Below are 24,286 nucleotides of genomic sequence, written 5' to 3'. Positions count from 1 at the left end.
CCTCAATTAGCCCAAATTTTCGACAGGATCGAGTTGCATGCTGACTTCATCTCACGCCCAGCTATTCTTTGGCTGCTGCCGTTGGCACGTTTCCAGACGGGCAACCCGTTGCCCAGCGACTTGTTGATGCATGGCCGGTAAATGATCTGTTCATCAAAAATCAAATCCCCATAGCCCTCTCGAAGACCTGGGAGCGCATCAATTTCATCAGGGGACCTGCTGTTGACCATGTTTGGAAGAAAGCCCAAAAAAGTAAGATTTGGATTGTATTCATCCTGAACGTTTTCGATTGTTCTCATCAGCTTTGGCATGCGGGCCAAGGTGAACGGGCTGATGTTGAAAGGAGAAACAACGCAATCGGCAGCGATCAGTGCTCCAACCATTCTCCGCTGCAGATTAGGAGGGGTATCGATGATGCATATATCGAAACTCTCGCTGTAAGCACTTAGGGCGTGCTTTAGGCGATGTACGACGTCCAGATGCATTTCGTCAACATCCAACAACGGTACATCTGCCTCTACTAGCCACATGTTCGGGCCAACCTGACGAGGCTGGCCGACGGCTTGTGAGTCATCAAACAGATGACTGGACATTAGGTATTGCGTGTCATCGTCATCATCTGTTGCTGGAAAGAAAGAAGAAAGATCACCTTCATCTAGATCGAGCATAAGAACGCGTTTTTCCTGCTCACCTGCAAGCATCGACAGGTGGATAGCTATAGCAGTCTTACCCACTCCGCCTTTCTGGTTCGTAACGGTTACTACTTTCATGGCTGTACTCCGGTCGGGCCGTAAATTCGACATGGCTTATGATGCAATAAGTAAACCCTTTATGCAACCCCTAAAAGGGTTTCTTTTTTTTATTTCTCGCGTGCGAGAACCAGCCATCCGACCGCGTGCGCGCACGTCCAGTCGATGGCCAACTCACCCCGCGCCCTGTTCAACCCCGCTTTTTCGAGCACGGTCTTTCGCGTGAGCCTGCGCGGTCCCGTGACGCAAGGCACTGCAAGACGACAGGTCCCGGCAGGTCCAATGGTGCAGCAACCGGGGTAGGCCGGAACGGCCGCAGGGGCAGGCCCCTGTTCGGAGCGACGGCGGAGACGATCTGGTTCTGGGTAGGCTATTTACCGAAAAAGTGAATCCTTTCAGCACCAACGCTGGCGGGCTTCTTTTGGCGCGAGCTACCGTTCGTCACCAAATATGAGCAAAAAATGAAACTTGCGGTCTTTTGCGCGTGGGGTGCCAATTTGATGGCATCCGTAACTCCGGCAAGGACGCTCGCCCGCCCAGATCTAGTGCTCAAATGGATTTGCTCGCACTGTCAGTTACTTACACGAATTTTGATGCAGCCAGGTACAGGATTGCTGGGATTTTGTGGGTTTTTTTTCGTGGTGGATCCAAGTTTCTAGCGATGAAACGTTGTTTTTGTTGATCAAAAATGGTATTATGTTCCACGAAAACAGAGTTTCATTTAATAAAACCCTAAAGAGGGAAGAAATGAGAGGTGGGATCTAGATCAAACACGCGTAGGACTCCAGTATCGCCCCTGTATCTAGCCAACAGCTGCCCAGGGGAAACGATGCAGAGCCTCGACAAACAACAATTGACCACGTTCGCAGTAGCACAGCCGGACTATCGGGTTTTCATGAAGGAGCGTTACGCCAACGGCGTACGCAAATGGGAGCTGATCATCGACAGCCCTCTAGCCGGGAAGGTGTTCAGCATCGTCACTGCGAAAGGGGCCACCAAGTTGTTTGCCAACGCGGACACGGCAATCGACTTCATTCGGGAAACGTGCCCTAACAACCCCAATCGGGTCATAACAGTAACGTACGGGGAGTCCCCGTCATGATGAAAGAGGCAAAGGTATGCAAGTCCAAACCAAACAGTCGGGAAGCACCGTAGGCAGTTTACAACGAGGAAACTGGCGGACGTGGTTGAATGCCAAAACAGCACAGACCATGAAATTTGCTCTATCTCAAAAGACCCCTTCACATAAGGCGCTTCTGCGTCAAGACTGGCTGTCCAAGGCTACAAAGGTCGCCGTTCTGGGATCGCTCTTCTCTCTCGCTGTGCTCCCCGAGTTCGCTAACGCTGCGCTCGATTTCACAGCGATTCGATCAATGTTCAAGGACATTGTCACATTCCTGATTTATGACGTCGGTTACTACCTGGGTATCGCTGCGATTGCGTTCTGTGGTTTCCAGGCCAAGCAAGGCCGTATGTCGTGGGGACAGTTCGGCTGGGCATGCGCTGGCATCTTCCTAGTGTTCTTCGCACCGTCGATTGTCGACTCTATTCGCGAAGGCGCTCAGACGTCGTTGAGGTAAATCATGGACGAGCACGAACCTGACGAAGGTGAAGTGCTTGTGCAGGCAATGGCCCGGCCTTCAATGGTCGGTCCATTCACCTTGTCGAGCATTTTGATCAGCCTTATTTCGCCGGTGCTTTTAACGCTACTGCTGCGCTCACTGTACCCGTTGTTGCTGATGCCCTTTTTGTTTGTGGCTTCGTACTGGATCTGTAGCAAAGATGTTTATTTGTTCGGTGTCCTCAAGGCTGCAAGCACATTGAAAGCATCGCCTTTACGCAAAATCTGGGGATATAGAAGCTATGCGCCTCGTTGACAAAGTCTTCAAGAAACTCGTCAAAAATATGGACCTGTCCCTTGGCATCCAGCATCCCGAGGGGGCTATGCTCGATCTGGATGAGTTGACCGTCAGCCAGATGGTGCCTTATGACGTTCATTATGACGACGAGACAGTCCAAACCACCGACGATGCATTAGTTCAAGTCCTGAAAATTGACGGTTTGATGTTCGACTCTCTCTCTGCGCAGCAGATCAAGATGTTCGAACAGCGGCGGAATACGGTGCTGCGAACTGTCGCGAGCAGCGACCTGGCAATCTACGCCCATGTAATCCGCCGCAAGATTTATGACTTTCCTGACGGTGAGGGTGGGACTTGGTTCTCACGAACGCTGAACAAAGCTCTCCGCAAACGCTACGCCAGTCGCGGATTTTACGTCAACGAGATATACATCTCGTTGGTTCGCCGTCGTTTCCGTGGCGGCGTGCCGGGCCTGCTGGATCGTGGGATCGCGTTGATCACAGGGAATTCGTCCAGCCAAAACGAAGAAGAATCGTTAGAGCGTATGGCTGATGGTCTTTACAAGGCTTCGAATTTGGTTATGCGAGGGCTTTCCGACTACGGCGTCAAGCGCCTACGCATACAGCGTCACCCAGTAGCTACCAACGGCAAAATTGACCGCGAAACTGCTTATCAATCGGTAAAACGGTTCCTCTGGGACTGGGACAATTTCAAAGAGAACCTTGGCGATCATGAAGAATACGCCGAGGACGAATTCGTCGATTATCTCGGAGAAGAATTCTGCGAAATCAGCAGCTTCTTTAATTACCTGATCAACCTGTCGTACAGGAAAATTCCTGTAACTGAACTGGCGATCAAGGAATCACTGCCGTATGCGCGTCTGAATTTCCGCATTTTGTCCAACATGTGCGAAGTCAGAGGTAATACTGATGCACGGATCGGCGCGATGTTGAGCATGGGGGAATGGCCGCGCAGAACACCGTCCCGCATGATGGACAAGTTCATGCAGCAGCCTGTCGAGTTCATCATCACTCAGTCGTTCTTTTTCCTGAACCGCATCGAATCTGAGTCCGCGATGATGGATGAGACTCGGCGCATTACGGTTGCAGACCCTCACAAGATATCTGAGGACGACAGCAAAGAGCTGACGGAAGGTATTCGAGCCCTCCGCCGTGGCGATTCTGTAAATGGTGCTCATCACCTGACTATCTTTATACATGTACCGTCGCTGCCGATGGTCAATGATGAGAACCGAAAAGAGAACATGCGAACCCTTGATCACGCGGTTGGCCTCGTTGAGGGCTGCTTTGTCGATATGAACGTCAAACCAGTGCGCGAATGGTTTGCGATGGAAACGTTTTTCTGGTCCCAGCTTCCCGGCCAGCAAGACGCACTTATAGGCCGTCGAGGCAAGATCAAGTCTGGAAACTTCGCGGGTTTCGTATCACTGCACAACTTCGCTCGGGGTCGCCGCGAGGGCAATCTGTGGGGTCATGCCATCACCGCTTTTGAGACTGAGAGTGGTACCCAGTACAACTTCAATTTCCATCGGGAAATGGAAGGTATGGTCGCAGGGCACATGGGCTTGTCTGCCGACACTGGGTCCGGCAAAACAACGCTCCTGGCTGAGCTGGTTAGCGAGGCTGATAAAGCTTTCCCTGTCGTGTACTGGTTCGATAACAAGTTCGGTGCGAAAGTGTTCATGAAGGCGATGGGCGGGGTCCACACGCTCCTATCACCACACGCCTGTATGCACTGGAACCCGTTCAAGCTACCCGATACCCCTCAGAACCGTGCATACCTGGTTGACCTGCAGATCCTCATGCGCGAGTGCTATGCGTCGCCAAAGAACCCGACGACAGAGGATCACATCAAACGGTTCAAAAATGCCGTGGACGAAAACTACGATCTGCCCTTTGTGGACCGTCGCCTGCGCAACATTGTTTGGACTTACGGAAACGGCGAGCTGGCAGACAGCATGGCCATATGGCATGGAGCCAAGGGGATCACTGGGGCTAATGCTGGTGTATTTGATAACGAAAACGACAACATCGACTTGACCAAATCTCGGCACTACTGCTTCGAAATGATGGAGCTGCTGAAAAACCAAGAGGCTCGGCCTGAGCTTGCGGTCGTTATGAGTTATCCGCTTCACCGTATCGAACTCGCCATGGATGGCAGACCCTTTATCCTCGTGCTTGAGGAAGGGCAGAACCTTGTCAAGAACGAGTTTTGGCGCAAGCGAATCGACAGCTTCATCATGCAGATCCGTCGTAAAAATGGAATTCTTATATTCGTGACGCCTGATGCCAAGTACTTCCACAGCGAAACGGACTCTATCGATAAGCAGACCGTTACGAAGATCTACCTTGCTAACGACACCGTAAAAGACGAGGACCACCAGAATCTGACGGTCGTTGAGCGTGAATGGCTTCGTAAGCTTGACCCGAAAGAAAGAAAGTTCCTAATTCGTCGCGGCCAAGAATCTATCCGTGCTTGTTTTGATCTTTCTTCTGATAAGCCTGACGAAGACCTTTCCGATTTCATCCCGGTGTTGTCTTCGAATGATGTAGGTGTCGCTCTGATGGAATCAATTATCGAGCGACTCGGTACGGATGAACCTTCCGTCTGGGTTCCCGTATTCATGCAAGAAGCGAAGGCGAAAAACACCCATAACTTGAGGGCTGTTCGATGATCAAGGTAATGAAAAAACTGGGCTTGGCTGTCGCCATTACAGCGGCACTCACAGGCCAAGCGAGCGCATTTACCGGTGTTCCAACCGGTGATGCTGGAACGTGGGCTGCGCTTGCACAGAACCTCCGTGAGCTGCAGGACCAATACAAGATGCTCAAGCAGCAATATGAAACTCAAACGGACATTCTGAACAACACGCAGGGCACGTATGGTCGGGGCTCTATCGGGTTGGACCGATCGATCGATTCAGCTTCAGTTGTCCCTGGATCGTGGCAGGAGGTTGTTTCTCGTCAGAATTCCGGGGCGTATGGGAGCAAGCAATCGTTTTATGAGGAGCTGATCAACACTCTCCCTCAAGAACTGTTTTCAAATCCTGACGGAAATCGCGCCCGTGACTACCAGCTGAGTTCTAACTCGGTCGTAGCTGCCATGTCAGCGGGTGATGCTCTTTATAGCGAAGTTCAGGTGCATCTTAACAACCTCGGCACACTCTCTTCACAGGTAGACAGCACCACGAATAGCAAGGATGCGGCGGACCTACAAAACAGGATTGCTGCCGAAAACGGCATGCTCCAGTCAGCGCAATCAAAAATGACGGCGTTGAACATGAATCTGCAAGCCAACCTTGCCAACCAAGAAAATCAGTCTACTTCGCAGAACGAGCAGTTCTTCCGCTGGAAAGAAGACTAATTCTCGCACGCGAGAAAAAAGGAGTTCACATGAAAGCAATTTGGCTACTTCTCAAAGTCATCACCTTCCCTGCATGGGCGCCGCTTTGGGTGGTTTGGAAATTCGGCAAGATACTGATTCTGGCTGTCGTTGTAGCCAGTGTCTCTGGCTGTGTAACGAACAGTGGCAAGATCGACAAGTCTCCATGCGCCTGTGATTTCAAACCGTTCGTTATTGATGCCAAGGAGGCCCGCAATGCTTAAGTTCTTTACTGCGCGGAACACGGTCTGTGTCCTTGTCGCGGTCTTTGCTGTCGGCTCGATCATTTACGTGAACACCACGTCCATGACCTTTGTCGACAGCAAACCTGATGGAACGTCGATTGTTGCCAGCGGTGGTAATCCTCTGCTGAAAGCGACAAAGCAGGATGTAGCTGCGTGGTTCCCCGGCACATGTTTCGCTGAGATTTACATGAAATCCCCGTCTTACAAGGGCTCCCTGATCCAAGGCTGTATGCAGAAAACGGCTCAGGAAATCAAAGCTCAGACTGGTGAAACCGTCCGTGATGAAGATTTCCGTTCACCCGAAGTGATTTCGCACTTCAAAACCGTGTACGGGGCATCGAATCCATGGCGGACTTAACCCTCAAAGGCTTGATCGGGGCTACTGACGAAGTCACTACTGCCTTTGTGGCCGAGGTGTTCCCTAAGATAGCGGCCTTGGTTGAACCCATTGTGTGGTTGGTCGCGGTGGCGTACTGGGTCACGCTGGGCCTCCAGATGTACAACGGCAGGGCTGCTGTTGCTCTCTGGGACATTGTTAAACGGGCAATGCTGACGACGTTGGTCTTCACAACGTTGAACTGGTCTGCTGGTGGTTCTTTTCTGTATGGGATCTGGGGTACCTGGACCGAAACTATTTCGGCACAAATCATGAGCAATGGTGTGAACAGTACGTCCATGCTGGATGCGCTCTATGTCGATATAGGCAAGGTTGCAAGCATGCTGATGAATGTCAACTGGAGACAGTTCGCTATGATCATCATGGGCGCAGGCCTCTTTGCCGTGAACTGCATTCTGTTCATCGTTGCGGTAATGAACATGCTCATTGCCAAGTTCGGTGCAGCAATAATCATGTGCGTTTTCCCGACGATTATTGGCTTCGTGTTCTTTGAAGGGACTCGTCAGTGGACAATGAATTGGGCGGGTAAAATGCTCAACTTCTCGTTCATCTATATTCTCTCAATTGCCATTGTCCGTTTTGGTTACTCAGTCTTCGGCGATGCGATCAATGAGGCCGCAACCGCTGCGACGGTTTCCGATGCGGCACTTATTACCGCTCAACAATGGGGGACCTTGGTAATCGTAGAAGGGCTTCTAATTATTTGCATGCTGCAAGTACGAGGTTGGGCAGCATCCTTGGCTTCGGGAGCAACCGTTCAAGGATCTTCACTCGTAATGATGGCTTTGCGCTCTGTTGGGATGGGCAAGTAATGGATAAAGATTTTTCTAAAACTGAAATCGCTCGTCGCAAACGTGCGCTCGGGCACGCCAAAACAACTCAAGAACGTAATCGAGGCTACTGGATCGTCGGGTTTATGGGCACGGGCATGATTGCTCTTGCTCTGGCTGTCGCTGTTCTAGCTGATTCGAAAACCTTCATACCGGTAGTCACCGTCATCGACGAACACGGCGAAGTGTTGAAACAACGCGTCATCACGAAGGACAACGTCGACCAAGAGCAAGCCGTGATCGAAAAGGTATTGCTTGACTTCATCCGGTCCTGCAACACCTTTGATCCACGCCGCAAGCAGCAGCTGTCTGATACCTGCCACATCTATCTGACCCCCACGACCGCCAGAGAATACGAGGCAGAAATCAGCCCGGATAATCCTGTGAACCCTTATGCATTCCTGGGGGAGAACGATTGGGTAGAGGCCCAACCTGTTCGAATGAACAAAATCGGTGATGAGTATCAGATTGCGTTCAAGTCGACGCACCACAAGTGGGGTGACAAAGAAGCAAAAGTCACTTCGTACCTTGCGACAGTGAAAGTCGCGCACACGCTCGTTCCACGTGAGCTGGGTGATCGATGGGAAAACCCATTTGGCACTCTGGCTACGTTGTACAGAAAAAGCGAAGAAATCAGCCGCTAGCATTTATAACGCGACAAGGAATTTAACCATGAAAAAACAGTTCGTTTTACCGACTGCTATTGCCCTGAGTTTGTCGCTGTGCGCTTTTTCGACACACGCTGCCAGACTTCCAAAATCGTTGTCTACGGATACGAGGGTTAAACAAGTTGCGTACGATCCTAATCAGGTTTATGAGCTGGTTGGCACTTACGGATATCAAACATCTATCGAGTTTGAAAATGATGAAATGGTCAAGGTGGTCGCCCTAGGCGATACGATTGCCTGGCAGCAGCTGCCTTATCGCAACCGCGTATTCCTCAAGCCCGTTGAGGACGATGCCAACACCAACATGACGATCATCACCACCAAACGAACGTATTACTTCCAGCTGACCAGCCAAAAGCAGAAGACCGGTCAGTCATATCTGGTTCGATTCGTATATCCAAGCACGAAAATCACCACTATCAAGGAGATTCCTGACACTGCTACCACGAAGCCAGTGGTCAGTGCGGGTACACCATCGTCCCCGAACATCAACTATGGCTATTCCGGGGACAAGGAAGCTATTGGCCTTCAAGGGGTCATGGACGACGGGCAGTTCACTAAATTTTTGATGAAGAAGGGGGCAGATCTACCTCAGTTTTATCGCGTACTGCCCGACGGCACTGAGGCAATGGTTAACGCTCAAAGAGAGGGTGATTACTGGGTCGTGAAAAGGCTATCCAGCATGTTCGTGCTGCGTGACGGAAATTCGTACATATGTGTTGAGAATCTATCAAACCCTTACAAACGCACAGTGACTCGCAGTACCCGCGATGGTGGAGGTGCATAAGCATGGCAAACGAACCAAACCAACCGGGAAACACTCCCCCTGAGAAATCCCGGGACGAAGAAATCGCCGAGTGGAAAGAGTCTCAGTCGGGATCGATGCTGCAAGGAACAAAAGGCAACAGCAAACTCAGTGGTATCGCTATCGTGGTTATGGCTGCTGCGGCTTTGGGTTTTGTCTGGTGGCTAAAGCATGAACCAACCGACTCAAAACAGGCAGAAAAAAGAGCCGATGAGGTCGTAGCTGCTGAGCGCCGCAAGGTCCAAAACCCTACGCCAAAACGTGAGGCTGCAAAGGTAGCACCAGTGACCAATGATGGTGAGCCTGGCGCACCTGCAGCTACACCTCGCTCAACCGTTGATCGGCAGCAGCAGCAAGGCGGAATGAGTGATGCTGAAAAGCGTCGTCAGGCCATCGCACTGCAGGAAGAGCTTGAGCGTAAAAAAATGCTCGCGGCACGTCAGCGCTCTGCGATTTTCTCGTCCGTCAATGAAGATGGACCCCAGCAGGATCCTGCTGCTGGCCAACAGGGGGGGGCAGGCTCGTTGAGTGGTGGCGGTCGTGGTGCTGGCCGTGCTTCACAGAATCCAAACGACAGCTTTGCAGCGTCGACCTATTCAAGTGGTGTTCCGGTATCCGAAGCACGTGCCATGGAAAACCTCGAGTTCAAAGTTCTTCAAGGTGCCGTTATTGAAGGCACCTTGCAGCCGCGTGCTCAAAGCTCTTTGCCCGGTCAGATTTGCGTCAGCATTGCGCAAGATGTCTACGCAGCCGAAGGCCGACGTGTCCTTATACCGTGGGGTTCCTCGATCTGCGGGAGCTACAACGCCAGTCTTCAACCCGGCCAGGAACGCCTTTTCACTATTTGGAACTGGCTACGTATACCTAAGCTCCATGGTCGTCGAGCAATGGAAATTGCTATCGACAGTGCTGGTACTGATCAACTCGGATCTGCTGGGCAAGGTGGCGTAGTAAACAATCATTGGGCGCAGATTTTCGGTGTGGCAACTGCTGTTTCTATTATCGGAGCTGGTGCATCAAACAGCGGCGTTTCGTCCACAGACCAAGAAAACTCGGCCTCACAATACCGCTCACAGGTGCAGGAAGCTGCTGCTGAATCCTCCAACACCATCTTGAGTCGTTACGCCAATATTCAGCCGACCGTGACGGTACCTCACGGTTCACGCGTAGTTATCTATCTGCAGCGTGATCTGGATTTCTCCAAACAGTATGCCGAAGAGGCCGAACAGGCCCAAAGCGGCGGCGTAAAGCTGATCAACTGAGGAAGTAGAATGTCCGAGATTGCCTCTTTCCGGCGCAAGCTGGAATCTCTGGTTACGTTGCTGGATGACCCAGACGTGACAGAGATTGCCGTTAACGGCCCTGATAACGTCTGGGCAGGGTTCCGAGGCAGCCGGTTCATGAAACCGGTTGTGGTCGAGGGTATTACGGTCCCCATGATCAAGTCCCTGGCGGAACTGATTGCCGCTCACACTGACCAGAAGGTCGATACCTACAAGCCGATTCTTTCCGGTCGGATTCCAATCAATTTGGACCCCGGTGTGCCGGAGAATGAAAGGGGGGACTACCGCGTACAGGTTGTACTCGCTCCCGCAGTGGAACAGCACGTTGGTGGGATCGTTTGTATCCGTAAACCGGGTATCAACCAAATTACCCTTGATGAGTACGAGAGCATGGGCGCTTTCGCACATATCAACGAGCCACGTCCAGGCGGTCAGTATAGCGATGACCATTTGATCGAACTTTACAAGCGCAAACAATGGAAAGAGTTCTTCAAAGGGATTGTGAAAGCTCGCAAGAACATCATGGTTTCTGCCGGTACTAACGCCGGTAAGACGACGTATCTCAATAGCTTGATGCAGCACGTAGACGAACACGAACGATTGGTTACGATCGAGGATGCAAGGGAAATCAAGACCAAGATGAAGAACGTCGTTCATCTTCTCTACTCGCGTGGGAATCAGGGCAAAGCACAGGTAACACCTTTCGACCTGCTGGAATCGATCCTGCGTCTGACTCCAGACAGAGCGATTATGGGCGAACTCCGCGGAGGCGAAGCTTTCCCTTATCTGGAGCTTATGAACACTGGCCATAGTGGTTCGATCAGCTCAATTCACGCTGATTCCCCCAAACTGATGTTCGACCGATTGGCATCGATGGCATCCCGTGGCGGTGCAGACATGAGCACAGACCAGCTAATCGAGTATTCCCGTCAACTCATCGACGTGGTGATCCAGTGGGAATACGGGTTCGACGGTCGCCGTTACATCTCAGAGGTGCAATATGCAAAAGCTGCCTAAGTTCTCCGTCGCTGTGTTGGGCATAGCTGTGTTCGCATCCTCGGCATCCGCCGAGGATGCTTCGCCGCAGCGATTTTCCGAGCTTGCTGCCAAATGTGCACAGTCCGTTCATGTGACTACCTTGAAAGGTCTTGTGGGCAATGAGTCGTCGTTCAATCCGTATGCGATTGGTGTTGTCGGAGGTCATCTTGAGCGACAGCCAAAATCCCTTGCTGAAGCGATTGCTACTGCGCAACAACTAGAGCGCGACGGATTACGGTACTCAATGGGGCTTGGTCAGCTGCTGGTGACAAACATGCGTGCCGGCGGACTGAGCTACGAAGACGTTTTTCACCCCTGTCGCAACCTGCAGGCGAGTAGCAAGCTCCTTACCCAGTATTACGTCGACGCTTTGAAAACGAGCACGAACCCGCATGAGGCATTACTTAAAGCAACGTCGAGATATTACAGCGGTAATGAAATCAGAGGTTTCTCTGCTGATAAGCCTGGTGATCTCTCGTACGTTGAAAAGGTCATTTCTCAGGCGCAAACGTATGCCTCACAGGATCCTGTGGTTCCGTTGATAGCGTCGCTAGCGAGCGATCAGGCGATCCCTGTGATTCTTGATAAGCCCTCTGCTGTAGTGCCTTCTATAACCGCGCAGAGCGGCGATCAGGCTTACCCTGTGAGTGAGCCAAAGGTTTCTGCCTCAAAGGCCCGAGAGCGCGCCAGAAGGCCGTCTAATAGGCCGGAGGGCCAGTGGCTGACCTTCGCTGACGAAAACGGTCAACCGTTACCTCCAAAACAGGCACAGCCTGCGCAAGATTCAAAACCACAAATCCAGGTCCAGCTGGACACTGGCGATGATCCTTCGTCGGCTCAAGCCGAGCGCCAGTTCAAGTCATTTGATCAGGACGCCGCATCCGCAACGACGACTTTCCCTGAACGCTCTGAGCCGAATTCAGCTGCCCAACAGTCGTTTGTTCAAATCGTAAATTGATTTCTCGCACGCGAGAAAAGGGGGTTTCAATGACAAAATTCTTCATGGCATCGGTTTTGCCATTTCTGTTTGCGGGCATCGCCCATGCCTCTGAACAGCCGCCTACCGACTATACCTATGGTGAGAAAAGTGATCAGGATGCATGTGGTGCGGTGTTGTGCTTGTTGGGTATGACTCGGGATGGTGACTGCGATAAATACGTCAATCAGTATTTCGGAATTGTGAAATATAAGAAGGGTAAATTCAGTCCATCGAGAACCGCGTCCGCCCGTGGTGATTTTGTTGCCCAGTGTGCTGAGGATCAGAAGGGGGCCGGGGAGGCTAACGATAAATGGGGGAGGATTTTCCGTGGATTCTAAATGGCCCTTCCTGAATACCCTAGGCTTTGCCTTTCTGTTTGGCATAGCCATGCCTTTCGCTGCAGCTGATCAGGCGACCCAGCCCGAATCAATTCTTGCAACCGCAGACGGAGCCCGCCGCATCGAGGTCGGATTTTCTCCGGAGGGCACCGCGCGCGAGCTGGTGCTGAGAACAATTCAGTCTGCAACCAGTTCAGTTAGGCTATCGGCTTACATGTTTACCAGCCCGGACGTGGTCAAAGCGCTCATAGCGGCCAAAACTAGAGGTGTTGACGTTGCTGTGGTTGCAGATCAACGCGGCAATCTTGAGGGCAATGCAGCCCGCGCTGGACGACATGCGTTGAGCCTCCTGTACAAGGCCGGTATACCCACACGCACCGTGGGCACCTATCCCATTCACCATGACAAATTTATTGTGGTGGACGGCAAGGCAGTCGAAACCGGTAGCTTTAACTACACAGCCGCAGCTGCCAAAAGCAACAGCGAAAATGCGTTGGTCGTTTGGAATGACCCAGATCTTGCCGAACAGTACCTATCACACTGGCAAAGTCGATGGGATCAGGGGCAAGCGTTCAAACCTCAGTATTGAAGACCGGAGAATAGTGATGGAAGAGAAGAGCGGCGCTATCAAATACCACGTGTTCGAAAAGGGTAAAGCTGGGCAGGAGTTCTCGGACCCGGCAAAGGCCGGAGCGGCATGGCACAAGGCAGCTAATGCTGCGGATTCAACCGTCATTTATCAGACGCCAGAGGGTAAGGCTAAGTTGTACGCCGATGCTGGTAGCGACAGAGGCCAGGTGTATAAAAATCTGCCATTTGACTCGCTTCCTGGTGCAGAGGAATTCAAGCGCGGTTTCAAGGAATCCCTAGCGTTAGAAAAAAATGAATTTAGCATGCCTGTCAGCAAGGCAGACTTCCCCCAGCTGGGCAAACCCGAACTTGGCAAAACCTACGAAGGCCCTATCGTTGCGATGCGAAACGACATGGTCATCCAAGCAGTCAAAGATGGAAATCGCACGCACCATGTTGAACATCAACGAGCCAACCTGCAGTTTTCAAATCCGAGTCAGATGGTCCAGGGCAAAGACGTGGCCATCAAGTATTCATTCTCTGCAAATGTCGGCATTGTCGGTGAACGGATGGAGCTAAAAGCCAAGGCTCACGAAATTCAACCAAAAGGACTGGGAGGTATTGGGAAAGGCTAAATTCTGCAACAAATCAGCCCTAATCTGTGCTCCTCAAAAAACCCCGCTATGCGGGGTTTTTTACGACGCTCAGTCAAACTCTGTCATTCGTTAGCGTCAGTGGGATCAGGTCGAGGCGCATGTCTGTTTAGACGATCCAACATCGGATACATGTTAGTTATGAGGTTCAACGCCCTGTATGCAGCTGTGTTGGCCTCAACAGCCTCGTCAAATTCGCGGTACTCCTCTGCAGCGGCCTCAGCCCCATTTTCAGCTGTGTAGGCATCACGCGTCATGCCTCCGTTTATGTCACGCTTAGTCATATCCCTCACAGCTTTTTGCGTAGAAGCGAGCGTGTGGTGAGCTTTATCCATTTTCCTGTACAGCTTCGTTCGTGTTGCTGGATCCGCGACGAACTCCTGAGCTAACTGCAGATCCGCAAGAATCGATAGCGACTTGTCGATGGATTCCAGGGACTTGATCGCGGGGGCTAGCAGGTTGGTAAGGTTCTTGACCGTGAGTTTTTCGTTGTCCATCACACTTCCTCTTTAGCGTGTGTTGATATTCAGTGAATCTAGGTTGCTGCGCTCATTCCGTCACCCGGCGTTTTACGCTGACCTTTTTGTTTGCGCTGCAGCTCGCCCTGCCTAAGCGCTGAATCGACCTTGGTTGTCCGTTCCTTGTTCTGTTGCTTGCGCAAAGCTTCTCGTTCGTGCTGCAGGCTCAGCGACGTGGTTTTGTCGTAGCGTTTGGAAATGGCACCTGGGAGCGCTTGGACGTTGTCGACGTAGATGCGTGCTTCGTACCGGGCACGGCTGATGGCCACGTAGAATAGGTTCAATGAGGTGGTTCGGCTTTTTGTGTTGATCGATACCAACGCCCTGTCATTAGTCAAACCCTGCGCGCTGTGTACAGTTGCAGCGTACGCATGTTCTAGGTGCAGAGGCTTACCTGTGGGCAGCTTAACCGTGCGTGCAGGCTGGCCATTAACTTCATTGAGCGAAGCGAGCTGGATGTATCCCGGCTCAAGCGAGGCGACACGCATTCTGTCGCCGTTGGTTAGATCAAGCGCAGGGTTAGGACGCGTTATCCTGATCACGTCGCCGGGCGACAGCTCTGGCGTATCAGCGTTATAAACACTGAGCTTTGTGACCCCGCGAGGATTTAAAGTGTATGTAGTCCCGTCCCGGGCGGTTACTACAAGGATGTTTCCTGGCAGGGCTTCATCAACCGTGTAGGTCGCTCCACGAACCAGGCCAAATTTGAGGTAGTTTTTCTCGGGTTGTATGACCATCCCTTTTTTGAATGATGGAGCATACCGGCGTTCTGCTTGTGTCATGTCGACACGATTCAAAGTCTCGTATTTCTGCCCTTTACCCACCAGATCGAGAGCATGACGGGCCATTTCGTTGATTTGCTTACGGTCCTTGTTGGTACCGGCAACGATGAGAGTTTCTAACCTCTCCGAGGGCTTGAGCTTCATGTAGTCATTGACAATGGCCTTGTGTCTGTCGCCAGCAAATCGAAGCTCTTCTACGTGTGCAATGTTCTCGACTGATTTCCTAGTCAGACCTTCTGCAGCGAACTCTACAGCTCGTTTAAGCATAGGGTCCTTTTGCCGCTGGATTTCGCTGATGCGAGCAGTCTGCATTCCCGCCTGCTGCAGTTGCGCGAACGGCTTACCTGCCTCAATCGCCTCGGTCTGCTTTGTGTCACCCAACTGAACCAGTCGAGCACCTGACTTCTCAACCAGACGCATGAGCTGTTCCGTCTGGCGAGCACCGACTACCCCTGCTTCGTCGAGAATGATGATTGTTTTCTCATCGAGGTTCTTTTCCTTCGTGTGGAAAAAACTCGCCAGTGTGTGAGCATCCAGTCCTTCGTTTTTCAGTGCAGCGACCTGGTTACCATACGGGGCTAGGGCGAGGATTCTGAAACCGTTTTCTTCATTGCCGTTTCCGACCGCTTTGTTTACCGTTTCGATTAGCTGCACTGCGCGCTCTACCGAGTAGGTTTTCCCGGTACCAGCGTCACCCTGAATCCCCACAAACCTGTTAGACGTGCTGACAATGGTTTCGACTGCTGCAAGCTGGCCGTCAGAGAGCGTTGTACCTTCTAGGGCTTTTCTGACCTGCTCCAGAGGCATGATCGGCGTAACCTGATCACGGCCGGTGCGTTCGATGGCCAAGATCGCTTTTTCACGTTTTAGCCCTTTCTGGGTTGTATAGCGCTTAGCAGACTCAACCAAAGAACCGCGTTTGATCGCTTCGGCGACGTACCTTTTTGCCTTGGATTCTGTCCAACCTTTCACCTCCTGCAGGTGTGCGGACCAGCCTGCAGGTGAAAGCACGACTGGTTCGCCAACATTGCTGGCCTCTTTGTTGTCGTCCTTTGCCATCACGTAGGCAGGGGCAGATTCGATCAACGTTCCTTGTTTGACCAAGCGCTTAATCTCGTTTTCCACTTCGTCAGGCCCAGCGAGGCCGACGCCTCGACGCATGGCAACTGTGCGCAGATTATCGCCGGAAACAACTTGCTCCCTTTCGGTCAAATGGTTGATAGCGAACTGCACCACCGCTTGTGCTGGCGTAAGGCCGTCGGGCAGTTCATTGGCATGATGCTCACCTGGCGCTTCTGGATCGGTCGACCCTGGGGCTGCTTGTGGGGCTCCTGGTGGATTTCTTGGTGGGGTTGTACTTGAAGGCCGTGGACCTGTTGAACCTGGCGTCGACTGGTTGTACTCGCGACCATCCAGTCGGCTTCGATCCCCGTACTCAATGCCCAGCTCGCGACTCTTCGTGACCCAGTATTCCTTAACAAGCGCCTTGTCTCGCTCGTCCTTTTTGGGCCGTGTAGCCAAAGATATGATTTGTTTCTCAAGGGTTGTGGCGTCAGCTCGCGTTTTTCCTTCCTTCGCTAACGCATCTTCAATCACCTTACTCCGGCTCGAAAATGCTTCGATCTGATCGCGGGATATGTGTGCCAGTTCGAAGTTTCCCGTGTTGTCGAGTACGCGTATCTCATACCCCAACTCGCGCAATTCTCTGGCTAGGTGGCCTTTGTACATGGCGTCAATTTCGTGCTGGACTTTGAATATGTCGTCATTGAACAGCGCTCGCCATTTGCCGTCGCTGCGCTGTGTCATATTCATCACCACGGAATGCGTGTGCAGCTGGGGATCCTTCCCACGGCTCATTTCGTGACGGAACTTACCGATGACCAAGTTCCCGGTTCGCTCACGCATGAATTTCCCTTTCTCTTTGCGGCGTGCCTGGGCAAGCTTTTCGACGTGCTGCAGAGCCTTGGTCACGGCACGGTCGTGTGCAGCTGTTACATCCTTGTCGCCGGCAACGAGTGCCTGCATAGAGACAGATTTTGGCGCGGAAAATGTCAGATCCAGCCCCATGCGCCGACTGTTCTTTTCAGCGTCAAAAGTGGTTTGCATCTTTTCGCCGTTTGGAAGCCGTCCGTTCAACAGGCGAGCAAGCTCCGCTTGCTCAATGTCCCCGACAAGTCCTAGGCGTTCAGCTCCTACCCCCTGCCACTCACCCATATTGTCTTTGGCGTAGTAGTCGTCCGCTGCGGAAAAGTAGTGCGCAGCGGCGTAGGCGTTGTTGCCTTTGATAAGCGTCACATTGAGCATTCGTTCCCCTATGTGTAACGACCTGCAATCGAAATGGCACCGACCTGCAATCATCGCGTTTTTCGACCGGGATTGATTGCGTCTATCCGGCACTGCGAACCAGCATTGACTGCAAACGAACCTGCATCCAGCCACTTCGACCTGCAATCGAGCGCAACCGACCAGGATTAAATGCGACTGAAAAACCGATGATTTAGCGTCCATCAAACAGTGGTCTTCAGGAGCTGGGCTAAGTGCACATTCTGTTTCGTTACTCCCAAACCCTGTGTTCCAGAGCACCATAGTGGCGGTCACAAGATTCAGTCCTCTACCCCAATAGCGCTTTTGTCTCTTTAGGCTCTAGATTTTGTGAAAGTACTATATCAAAAATGAAAATCAACCCTATTGAGACATAAAAAACGCCTCAGACACGCGTCCCGCAAGGGTGTACTCGAATGAGACAGAAACAGCGTGCGCTCACTCGCAGTCAATTCCGGTTCATGACGGTCGATTGCAGGTCGGATCAGATGAATGCAGGTTCATTCGCAAATAATCTCGGTCTGCTGGCTCGGATAGACGCAATTAATCCCGGTCGAAAAATGCGATGATTGCAGGTCGAGACCATTTCGATTGCAGGCCGCTACACCTATGCGGCCACGCCGGTAATCATGATTGGAGCGTTACGTTCCTTATGATTGACATAGGGCAGTTTGATGCGCGCCATGGGGTAGCTTTCACCGAATGAAACGAACGCTTCCAAGTCATCGAGGTTGGATATTTCCGAGTCCATTACGACAAATTCTTCTCTGATTTCGGCAGCTCGCGTCGGCCTCCCTGCTGTCATTGACGTTCTCATGCGACGTACCTCCTGTTTGCCAAGCACGCGCTGCGCCATTAGGGCAGTTTCTGCGTTCGCAGCTGCCAAGATGACGTAGTTACGGAAGCATGAGAGCAGCGTTTTGGCAGATTCAATCCCGTAATTTTCATTCAGCTGTGACCAGTCCTGAATAGTCCCTACAATCCGAAGCCCGTGTTTCCGACCTTTGGTCGCTGCAGGAACGAACGACTCAAGCTTGCCGATCGACTGCAGCTCATCGAGGTACAACCAAAGCCGTTTGCCTGTCATTGGCTCGTAGCTGAGGATGGTTGCGCAGATGGTATCGATCCACATGGCCACCAACGGCTGCATGGTAGCCCGCATGTCCTCCCGCCACGTGATAAACAAGTTCCCAGCATCTGGATCGTGAACCCATCGGTGCAATGAGAAATCACCCTTGCTCATGAAGCGCAACGGACGCACATATTTGTTCATCATGAACTGAATACTCGCGACGGCTTTTTCCGCGTTGTCCCTGAAATAGCCCTGCGAGTCCGTGTTGGCCAGGAACGCCCGGATCGTTTCTCCGTCCTCGCGTACCAAAATGTTGACTAATGTGTCCTGGCTTGGATTGCCCGTTTCAACCAGTTTTCGCATGGTGTCAGCCAGCACGTCGCGTGCATACGAGCACCATTGTTCGCTATCTGCTTCAACTTGCGGAGGAATGACCGACTTGGCCATCCTGTCGAAGTCGTGAACACCCTTGATCTCGTTGAACAAAGTCCAGCCAGCTGTTCGGGTGTCAAAGGGATTCAGAATGATGTCCCCTTTGAACCCGAATTTTGAATAAAACGTCCCGTTTGGATCAACGACCGCCATCTTGTCACCGCGTTTTAGCGACGACGCTATCATCCCCTCCATTGTCACGGATTTACCCGCACCGATAGACGCGCAGATCATTGTGTTTCTGTCTTCGAGATGCAGCGGCATTGGCACGCGACCGATCATGACCGGATCGAGCTTTTCCAGCTTCTTGGATCGACGCTCACGATTTGTTTTTGCGTTGCGACTGTTGATCCGTGTTTTCAAATGATGCCAATTTCGCATGCGTGTACCACGCAGATGCTGTACGAACCGCTCGCCACGAAAACCGTCGTCAAGGTATTCGTTGAAGTAATAAACCAACGCACCGGCCACCACTGCCGAGGCTACTGTCGAGGATGCCATCACCGGGTTATGCCATGTTTCGTGGATGGTCGACCTCAAACCGGCCGGGAAGGGAAGGAAAGGCATCTGTTCCAGGTAGGCACCTGCGGCCCATCCGGCGAGCGGCAGTCCAAAACCAAAAATCATGCTTGCGCTCGCAACTTCTTGTCTGTGCATTCATTCGTCTCCTGAAATTCGTTCTATGTCCGAAGCCAGATCGGGCAACAGTGCGTCGAGGATCTGTGTCGACGCGCCCAGTGATTTCAGTTGCGCACGCAGACCGTTTCTTACTCCCGTCGATGAGTTCTCGCGGATCAGGTATAGGGTTGCAGCCATCAGGGTCTGCTGTACCGCTTGGCTTTGCTCGATGCTATCGAGCTGGTATTCGATCTTTTGCATTGTTGCCCAGTGAGCTACCTGGTCCTGGGACTTGTCTTGCTCGATCAAACTGAAAAGTCGATCCCGTGCATAGGTGGATACGTGCTTGTAACCGGCCAGAGCTGCACCTTCCTCCAGTCTTCTGGTCTGCTCGTCAGTCAGTCTTATGGGTAGTGTCTTGGGCACGATATCCCCTCTCCTGATGTGTAAAAAAAGCGCACGAAGCGTGCTTTAGTGTTGAATATGGTAATGTATACCGACTGTAATACGCAAAAGTGCCGTAGATGCTTCGTTATATAGGTGTATTGTGATACCTGTGTATCACAGTGAAAAAAAGCGAAATGCTCTGTAAGCCAAGCGCAGCGCGGCTTTGCCCTCCCGCAAGGGAGGTGCGTGATGTGTATTGATATTCTGATCCTGTTAAGGAGCAGAATTCATGCTTTTGAAAGGGCGTATTTACTGGGTAGGCCGAAGGCCGTAGGGCTTTGGGAGAGGGTTGCTACAGGAAGGCATCTGTAGGGAGACGAGAGGTGTACAGAAGGGTTACTAGAGGTAGACAGAAGGGGGGCAGAGGGTATACTGAAGGTAGACGTAGAGACGACTGTGGGTGGCTACAATGGCACGTAAGGAGTTGGAATCAGCACTGAGGCAGATCGAACCAGCTACGATGGCAGCGAAAGTGCGCCAAGTGATGCCGGTGATCGAGGAGCAGCTTAGAGCTGGCGCGACGCATGCTGCAGTGCGCGAAGTTTTGGCTAAGTCGGGGATTGTGGTGAACGACCGCACATTCAAGACCTACCTGTATCGGTACAGGAAAACGCTCAAGTCAGATCACAATGGGGCGAGCGTTGGCAGTGAGCTGGACAAGCAGGAGCCGTCGGCACCTAGGGTCTCGGGAAATGTATCGTACGATACAGATGATGAGGCCGAGGGTTCTGATGCACGACCGACAGGGCCTGTTGTATTCGGGTCTTTGTCGAAACTGATGAATCCCGGCGAAGATGTTAACGCCGGAGAGATGGCCCGGTATGAAGCGGCGGGCAAACCTAAACGCAAATGGAGAGACAAATGACTAAAGTCGCAGTGATCAATTTCACGGGCAACCCAGGCAAGACTATGTGTGCGGAGCAGTTCCTGTGGCCTCGCATGAAAGCGCCTCGGTTTGAAATCGAAACCATCAACTCTGGTGCAGCAGACGATTCTGAGTCGATTGAGCGCATGAAGGGTCGCCAGTTTGCTGATCTGTCCGAATGGCTCATGACCCACGATGATGCAATCGTCGATGTTGGCGCATCGAACGTTGAGGTCTTCATGAAGCACATGAGCCAGTTCGCTGGATCGCACGAAGACTTCGATTATTTCCTCGTTCCTACGGTGTCGGAAAAGAAGCAACAGACCGACACGATTAACACGATCAAAACGCTGTCAGCCCTGGGAGTACCGGCCAAACGAATCTTGGTGGTGTTCAATAAGGTCGAGCCTGATGATGTCGACGACTTGGAGGAAACGTTTAGCCCGATTTTTGGGTTCCATGCGCTAGAGAAAAAATTCACGCTCAAGCCTGGCGCAGTGATATTCAAGAATGAGGTGTTTGAACGCCTGCGGGTTATGAAGAAGAACATCGCAGAAGTCATGATCGATGACACTGACTACAGGCAGATCATGCGCGACGGCGTTTCAGACGAAGACAAAGCGCGCGCCGTACAGATGGTTTCGGTCAAAAGGTTGGCGCTATCTGCGTGGGCGAATCTCGACGAAGTGTACCGCGTGCTTTTTGGTGTCAAAGCGAAGTGAGGTAGGTTATGGCCGGTAAAGACCCAACGACCCAGCGCGAAGCGCTGGCCGTTCAGATGCTTGAAGAGATAGACGGTCTGGTGTCGAAACTTGACCAGGTCTCCAGCGACATGCGCACGGAGATTGAGCAGGCCATTCGTGACGCTGCCGGTAAAGCGTTGTTGCAGACCCAGATGAACTTCGAATCTGTGCTTGAACGCGGGCAATTGGAGCTGTTGCAAGCTGCCAAAACAGCCACCGCGAGGATCGGTAATGAGCTGAACCGGGGCGGGCTTGCGCTGTTGCTGTCGACTAAGCAACTAAAGCAACGCTTGGTGCAGTTTTTGATTATTGGCGTACTCACTGCGGTAGCTGCAGGAGTAGGAGGCGGGTACTTGGGTGCTCGTTGGGCGATGGGCCTGTGAGGGGCCCATTTTAGGGGATAATCTGTATCGTACGATACAGATGGTTTTGAGGATGCCCCCACTCAAGACCGCCGGGTAATCACAAACGGGGGGCTTTCTCGCATGCGAGAACTGGAGTCCACATGACCAAACCGAGTGAAGAGCTATACGAGGAGATTCAAGGGGCATACGACTTTTTCAATGACCGTTTATTTGGTGGCCAGCTGCCGGGTTGCTTGTTCACTCTGCAGCGCAAGAGCCATACGTTTGGGTACTACTCTCCGTCCAGATTTTTGCGCAGGAATGGGGAGGGCAAGAGTGATGAACTGGCGTTGAATCCAGCATATTTTGCCTTCCGCAGGGTCGAACAGACTCTCTCTACAGTGGTGCATGAACAGGTTCATCAGTGGCAGGACCTATTCGGGAAGAAGTCGAGAGGCGGGTACCACAACAAGGAATGGGCTAACAAAATGGAGTCTGTCGGTTTGATGCCGAGCGACACCGGCGAACCTGGTGGAAAACGCGTTGGGCAGAAAATGACTCACTACATCATTGAGGGCGGCCCGTTTGACGTCGCGTGCAAGGAGTTGTTAGCGCAGGGGCGCATGCTGTCGTGGATCGATATTGTGGCCAAGCGAGTTCCTATGAACTTGTCTATGTACGACCCGGATGGGGATCCAGTCGATCCTGGGGCAGATGATCCGACCATCGATATACCTGGACTCACGTCTTCTGGACTTTTGCCGCCAGAGGTCAAAGACGACCAGAAGAACAAGCGCAAGTACCTCTGCCCTAATTGCCGCATCAATGTTTGGGGTAAACCCGGTCTTGGCGGCAAGCTGGCGTGTGTCGCATGTGATCTCCATTTCATCGACGAAAAAGATTTTGTAGAGGTGGATACAGACAACGAGGTTCAATCAGCGCCGGTGACGGAAGGCTGATTAGCGAAGGCGAAGCCGGAGTCTGTCAGGCTTCCGTCACCGGCTGTTGCAAGACTCCCGCAGGGGGTCGCGCAGGGAGAGCGACCGGAGGTTTTTATGTGCGGATCCAAGGGGGCACCTCTTGGTCGTCGAAGACGCTTTTCGCTGGCCTGAGCTGCGCACGCAAAATCACCCAGCGAGCGAGGCCCGCAAGAGGCCAAGAGCGAGCGGTGCGGCTGTCCACGGATCGGGCGGCTTCTTGCCCGAGCGGTGGGCAGGCGCAGGGTGATTTCCCGAGCCTGGCACTGAGTCCGGACGCTGCTCAGGCCAGCGAGCGCGTCAGCGCTGCGGGCAGTTTGCAAACGGAGTGCGCAGCCCGGAACGGGCGAAGGCGTGAGGATGGAAGCCCGAAGGGCCAAGACCCGGCGCGCTCTTGGCCGGGGCTTGGTTCACGACAGCCGATGAGGCGAAGCCGAGCACGCCCTCATCTTTTAGCTAATAGCTGATTGGGCAGATTCACAGTAGAGGGGCCAGAAGATAGCTATGTCAGAGAACGATAGCCGGATCGGCGAAGCCGATCCGGCCGTAGGTCAGCTGACGTAGTCGCCAGGAGGTAGGCGGTCAGGCCAGCCGACCGACGATCTTAGAGAGAGATGGCGCATCGTTGTATCCAGCTAGCTGCGCGATGGCCATCACTTCGAACATTAAACATGTGAGGTTTGATCGCTGGCTTAAGCCGCCGAGCTACGGCGTAAGCCTTGGGCCAGCGCCAGAAAATCGGCCTTTTGCATGAGCACCGGTGCTAGACCAAAATATTCTTCCTCGGCGATGTGTGCGGCTATCTCTGCGTCATACGCGGTCACTTCGACGTCGGGCAGCTCGAAACCTTCACCATTGTATTCCCAGTCTGGAACGTCACCGCTCTGATACCCGCACACTGAGCAGGTTTGCCAGTTATAAACGGCATGGCTTCCGCATTCCGCGCCTTCCCACGACGATCTGTGAGCGTCCCCCCCGCAACGGCCACAAACACAATTCTTGACCGTGCTTGCCTGAACAGTTTCATTTTGTAGCTGATTAGAAGTTTTCATTCTGTGTTCCCTTCGCAGTTAGCCGGAGCGGTTGCCGCCGCTGGATCCGGGCCAGATACCTGGGTCAGAGCGGTTTGCTTTGACGCGATAAGTATCTCATTTGCGGCACGATAAATCAACTATTTAACATATAAATGCTGACAAAAAGTATACTATTAACGCCTCGATGCCGACCGCGTGCGCGCACGACCAGTCGATGGCCAACTCACCCCGCGCCCTGTTCAACCCCGCTTTTTCGAGCAAGGTCTTTCGCGTGAGCCTGCGCGGTCCCGTGACGCAAGGCACTGCAAGACGACAG

Annotated in this window: 26 protein-coding genes; 20 read left to right on the top strand and 6 right to left on the bottom strand. The window is 52.5% G+C overall.

Annotation, left to right across the window (positions count from 1 at the left end; all coding sequences use genetic code 11):
- Positions 1-2 precede the first annotated feature (2 nt).
- A complete protein-coding gene (locus QRN38_RS26025) occupies positions 3-770 on the bottom strand; it encodes a ParA family protein (protein WP_074321325.1) in 768 nt (255 codons plus the stop codon).
- 808 nt (positions 771-1,578) lie between these two features.
- On the opposite strand from QRN38_RS26025, the gene QRN38_RS26020 reads away from it, so the two are divergent.
- The 16 genes from QRN38_RS26020 to QRN38_RS25945 are packed head-to-tail and all read left to right on the top strand — an operon-like array spanning position 1,579 to position 13,798.
- The gene (locus tag QRN38_RS26020) at positions 1,579-1,851 is read left to right on the top strand and encodes a hypothetical protein (RefSeq protein ID WP_074321326.1); all 273 of its coding nucleotides are present in this window, start codon (positions 1,579-1,581) and stop codon (positions 1,849-1,851) included.
- A 16-nt stretch (positions 1,852-1,867) separates the two neighbouring features.
- On the top strand, positions 1,868-2,329 hold the full coding sequence (locus tag QRN38_RS26015; protein WP_074321327.1) for a TrbC/VirB2 family protein: 462 nt from the start codon (positions 1,868-1,870) through the stop codon (positions 2,327-2,329).
- 3 nt (positions 2,330-2,332) lie between these two features.
- Positions 2,333-2,626: a VirB3 family type IV secretion system protein gene (locus QRN38_RS26010; protein WP_074321328.1), complete on the top strand. Its 294-nt coding sequence runs from the start codon at positions 2,333-2,335 to the stop codon at positions 2,624-2,626.
- A complete protein-coding gene (locus tag QRN38_RS26005; RefSeq protein ID WP_237266121.1) occupies positions 2,613-5,303 on the top strand; it encodes a VirB4 family type IV secretion/conjugal transfer ATPase in 2,691 nt (896 codons plus the stop codon). Before QRN38_RS26010 ends, QRN38_RS26005 begins: the two co-directional genes overlap by 14 nt.
- Positions 5,300-5,992, top strand: coding sequence for a TrbJ/VirB5 family protein (locus QRN38_RS26000; protein ID WP_237266120.1), 693 nt, complete (start codon positions 5,300-5,302; stop codon positions 5,990-5,992). The genes QRN38_RS26005 and QRN38_RS26000 overlap by 4 nt, the downstream gene beginning before the upstream one ends.
- A 29-nt stretch (positions 5,993-6,021) precedes the next feature.
- Entirely contained in the window at positions 6,022-6,234 is a 213-nt protein-coding gene (locus tag QRN38_RS25995) for a hypothetical protein (RefSeq protein ID WP_074321329.1), read from the top strand.
- Positions 6,227-6,613, top strand: coding sequence for a hypothetical protein (locus QRN38_RS25990; protein ID WP_074321330.1), 387 nt, complete (start codon positions 6,227-6,229; stop codon positions 6,611-6,613). Before QRN38_RS25995 ends, QRN38_RS25990 begins: the two co-directional genes overlap by 8 nt.
- Positions 6,601-7,464, top strand: a complete 864-nt coding sequence (locus tag QRN38_RS25985) for a TrbL/VirB6 family protein (protein ID WP_074321331.1) — start codon at positions 6,601-6,603, stop codon at positions 7,462-7,464. Before QRN38_RS25990 ends, QRN38_RS25985 begins: the two co-directional genes overlap by 13 nt.
- A complete protein-coding gene (locus QRN38_RS25980; RefSeq protein WP_074321332.1) occupies positions 7,464-8,126 on the top strand; it encodes a VirB8 family type IV secretion system protein in 663 nt (220 codons plus the stop codon). Before QRN38_RS25985 ends, QRN38_RS25980 begins: the two co-directional genes overlap by 1 nt.
- Positions 8,127-8,154: 28 nt before the next feature.
- Entirely contained in the window at positions 8,155-8,937 is a 783-nt protein-coding gene (locus QRN38_RS25975) for a TrbG/VirB9 family P-type conjugative transfer protein (protein ID WP_074321333.1), read from the top strand.
- Between the two features lie 2 nt (positions 8,938-8,939).
- Complete coding sequence (locus QRN38_RS25970) at positions 8,940-10,217, top strand: TraB/TrbI/VirB10 family type IV secretion system protein (RefSeq protein ID WP_074321334.1); 1,278 nt, start codon at positions 8,940-8,942, stop codon at positions 10,215-10,217.
- Positions 10,218-10,226: 9 nt separating this feature from the next.
- Positions 10,227-11,255, top strand: coding sequence for a P-type DNA transfer ATPase VirB11 (gene virB11 / locus QRN38_RS25965; RefSeq protein WP_074321335.1), 1,029 nt, complete (start codon positions 10,227-10,229; stop codon positions 11,253-11,255).
- Positions 11,239-12,234, top strand: a complete 996-nt coding sequence (locus QRN38_RS25960; protein WP_122290387.1) for a lytic transglycosylase domain-containing protein — start codon at positions 11,239-11,241, stop codon at positions 12,232-12,234. Before virB11 ends, QRN38_RS25960 begins: the two co-directional genes overlap by 17 nt.
- Positions 12,235-12,263: 29 nt before the next feature.
- Positions 12,264-12,593 (top strand): TrbM/KikA/MpfK family conjugal transfer protein, encoded by a 330-nt coding sequence (locus QRN38_RS25955; protein WP_074321337.1) that lies wholly within the window; start codon positions 12,264-12,266, stop codon positions 12,591-12,593.
- The gene (locus QRN38_RS25950) at positions 12,583-13,182 is read left to right on the top strand and encodes a phospholipase D family nuclease (protein ID WP_259643727.1); all 600 of its coding nucleotides are present in this window, start codon (positions 12,583-12,585) and stop codon (positions 13,180-13,182) included. The genes QRN38_RS25955 and QRN38_RS25950 overlap by 11 nt, the downstream gene beginning before the upstream one ends.
- Positions 13,183-13,198: 16 nt before the next feature.
- The gene (locus QRN38_RS25945; protein ID WP_080495397.1) at positions 13,199-13,798 is read left to right on the top strand and encodes a KfrB domain-containing protein; all 600 of its coding nucleotides are present in this window, start codon (positions 13,199-13,201) and stop codon (positions 13,796-13,798) included.
- An 83-nt stretch (positions 13,799-13,881) separates the two neighbouring features.
- Here the strand turns inward: QRN38_RS25945 and QRN38_RS25940 are convergent, their stop codons facing one another.
- From QRN38_RS25940 to QRN38_RS25925, 4 genes are all read right to left on the bottom strand, one after another.
- Positions 13,882-14,313, bottom strand: coding sequence for a hypothetical protein (locus tag QRN38_RS25940; RefSeq protein ID WP_074321339.1), 432 nt, complete (start codon positions 14,311-14,313; stop codon positions 13,882-13,884).
- A gap of 38 nt (positions 14,314-14,351) precedes the next feature.
- Positions 14,352-17,420: a MobF family relaxase gene (gene mobF / locus QRN38_RS25935; RefSeq protein WP_122290386.1), complete on the bottom strand. Its 3,069-nt coding sequence runs from the start codon at positions 17,418-17,420 to the stop codon at positions 14,352-14,354.
- Between the two features lie 625 nt (positions 17,421-18,045).
- Entirely contained in the window at positions 18,046-19,599 is a 1,554-nt protein-coding gene (locus QRN38_RS25930) for a type IV secretion system DNA-binding domain-containing protein (protein ID WP_074321341.1), read from the bottom strand.
- Positions 19,600-19,986: a hypothetical protein gene (locus QRN38_RS25925; protein WP_122290385.1), complete on the bottom strand. Its 387-nt coding sequence runs from the start codon at positions 19,984-19,986 to the stop codon at positions 19,600-19,602.
- Between the two features lie 430 nt (positions 19,987-20,416).
- On the opposite strand from QRN38_RS25925, the gene QRN38_RS25920 reads away from it, so the two are divergent.
- The 4 genes from QRN38_RS25920 to QRN38_RS25905 all read left to right on the top strand — a co-directional run bounded on the left by QRN38_RS25920 (position 20,417) and on the right by QRN38_RS25905 (position 22,918).
- Complete coding sequence (locus QRN38_RS25920; RefSeq protein WP_074321343.1) at positions 20,417-20,872, top strand: hypothetical protein; 456 nt, start codon at positions 20,417-20,419, stop codon at positions 20,870-20,872.
- Positions 20,869-21,594 carry a StbB family protein gene (gene stbB, locus QRN38_RS25915; protein ID WP_122290384.1) on the top strand — a complete coding sequence of 242 codons (726 nt, stop codon included), beginning with the start codon at positions 20,869-20,871 and terminating at the stop codon, positions 21,592-21,594. The genes QRN38_RS25920 and stbB overlap by 4 nt, the downstream gene beginning before the upstream one ends.
- An 8-nt stretch (positions 21,595-21,602) precedes the next feature.
- Positions 21,603-21,998 (top strand): hypothetical protein, encoded by a 396-nt coding sequence (locus tag QRN38_RS25910; RefSeq protein ID WP_122290383.1) that lies wholly within the window; start codon positions 21,603-21,605, stop codon positions 21,996-21,998.
- Positions 21,999-22,120: 122 nt separating this feature from the next.
- Positions 22,121-22,918: a SprT-like domain-containing protein gene (locus QRN38_RS25905; protein ID WP_122290382.1), complete on the top strand. Its 798-nt coding sequence runs from the start codon at positions 22,121-22,123 to the stop codon at positions 22,916-22,918.
- A 710-nt stretch (positions 22,919-23,628) separates the two neighbouring features.
- On the opposite strand, the gene QRN38_RS25900 is transcribed toward QRN38_RS25905, so the two are convergent.
- Positions 23,629-23,988: a hypothetical protein gene (locus QRN38_RS25900; RefSeq protein ID WP_285362786.1), complete on the bottom strand. Its 360-nt coding sequence runs from the start codon at positions 23,986-23,988 to the stop codon at positions 23,629-23,631.
- Positions 23,989-24,286 lie beyond the last annotated feature (298 nt).

The sequence above is a fragment of the Pseudomonas sp. CFBP2511 genome (assembly GCF_030209255.1).
Taxonomy (GTDB): domain Bacteria; phylum Pseudomonadota; class Gammaproteobacteria; order Pseudomonadales; family Pseudomonadaceae; genus Aquipseudomonas; species Aquipseudomonas avellanae.
The sequence above is the reverse complement of the archived record's forward strand: the minus strand, read 5'-3'. Positions and strand labels throughout refer to the sequence as shown.

Bases quoted from the DNA above. Each gene is read 5' to 3' on its own strand.
- QRN38_RS26025 (WP_074321325.1), bottom strand. From the start codon at position 770: ATGAAAGTAGTAACCGTTACGAACCAGAAAGGCGGAGTGGGTAAGACT.
- QRN38_RS26020 (WP_074321326.1), top strand. From the start codon at position 1,579: ATGCAGAGCCTCGACAAACAACAATTGACCACGTTCGCAGTAGCACAG.
- QRN38_RS26015 (WP_074321327.1), top strand. From the start codon at position 1,868: ATGCAAGTCCAAACCAAACAGTCGGGAAGCACCGTAGGCAGTTTACAA.
- QRN38_RS26010 (WP_074321328.1), top strand. From the start codon at position 2,333: ATGGACGAGCACGAACCTGACGAAGGTGAAGTGCTTGTGCAGGCAATG.
- QRN38_RS26005 (WP_237266121.1), top strand. From the start codon at position 2,613: ATGCGCCTCGTTGACAAAGTCTTCAAGAAACTCGTCAAAAATATGGAC.
- QRN38_RS26000 (WP_237266120.1), top strand. From the start codon at position 5,300: ATGATCAAGGTAATGAAAAAACTGGGCTTGGCTGTCGCCATTACAGCG.
- QRN38_RS25995 (WP_074321329.1), top strand. From the start codon at position 6,022: ATGAAAGCAATTTGGCTACTTCTCAAAGTCATCACCTTCCCTGCATGG.
- QRN38_RS25990 (WP_074321330.1), top strand. From the start codon at position 6,227: ATGCTTAAGTTCTTTACTGCGCGGAACACGGTCTGTGTCCTTGTCGCG.
- QRN38_RS25985 (WP_074321331.1), top strand. From the start codon at position 6,601: ATGGCGGACTTAACCCTCAAAGGCTTGATCGGGGCTACTGACGAAGTC.
- QRN38_RS25980 (WP_074321332.1), top strand. From the start codon at position 7,464: ATGGATAAAGATTTTTCTAAAACTGAAATCGCTCGTCGCAAACGTGCG.
- QRN38_RS25975 (WP_074321333.1), top strand. From the start codon at position 8,155: ATGAAAAAACAGTTCGTTTTACCGACTGCTATTGCCCTGAGTTTGTCG.
- QRN38_RS25970 (WP_074321334.1), top strand. From the start codon at position 8,940: ATGGCAAACGAACCAAACCAACCGGGAAACACTCCCCCTGAGAAATCC.
- virB11 (WP_074321335.1), top strand. From the start codon at position 10,227: ATGTCCGAGATTGCCTCTTTCCGGCGCAAGCTGGAATCTCTGGTTACG.
- QRN38_RS25960 (WP_122290387.1), top strand. From the start codon at position 11,239: ATGCAAAAGCTGCCTAAGTTCTCCGTCGCTGTGTTGGGCATAGCTGTG.
- QRN38_RS25955 (WP_074321337.1), top strand. From the start codon at position 12,264: ATGACAAAATTCTTCATGGCATCGGTTTTGCCATTTCTGTTTGCGGGC.
- QRN38_RS25945 (WP_080495397.1), top strand. From the start codon at position 13,199: ATGGAAGAGAAGAGCGGCGCTATCAAATACCACGTGTTCGAAAAGGGT.
- QRN38_RS25940 (WP_074321339.1), bottom strand. From the start codon at position 14,313: ATGGACAACGAAAAACTCACGGTCAAGAACCTTACCAACCTGCTAGCC.
- mobF (WP_122290386.1), bottom strand. From the start codon at position 17,420: ATGCTCAATGTGACGCTTATCAAAGGCAACAACGCCTACGCCGCTGCG.
- QRN38_RS25930 (WP_074321341.1), bottom strand. From the start codon at position 19,599: ATGCACAGACAAGAAGTTGCGAGCGCAAGCATGATTTTTGGTTTTGGA.
- QRN38_RS25920 (WP_074321343.1), top strand. From the start codon at position 20,417: ATGGCACGTAAGGAGTTGGAATCAGCACTGAGGCAGATCGAACCAGCT.
- stbB (WP_122290384.1), top strand. From the start codon at position 20,869: ATGACTAAAGTCGCAGTGATCAATTTCACGGGCAACCCAGGCAAGACT.
- QRN38_RS25910 (WP_122290383.1), top strand. From the start codon at position 21,603: ATGGCCGGTAAAGACCCAACGACCCAGCGCGAAGCGCTGGCCGTTCAG.
- QRN38_RS25905 (WP_122290382.1), top strand. From the start codon at position 22,121: ATGACCAAACCGAGTGAAGAGCTATACGAGGAGATTCAAGGGGCATAC.
- QRN38_RS25900 (WP_285362786.1), bottom strand. From the start codon at position 23,988: ATGAAAACTTCTAATCAGCTACAAAATGAAACTGTTCAGGCAAGCACG.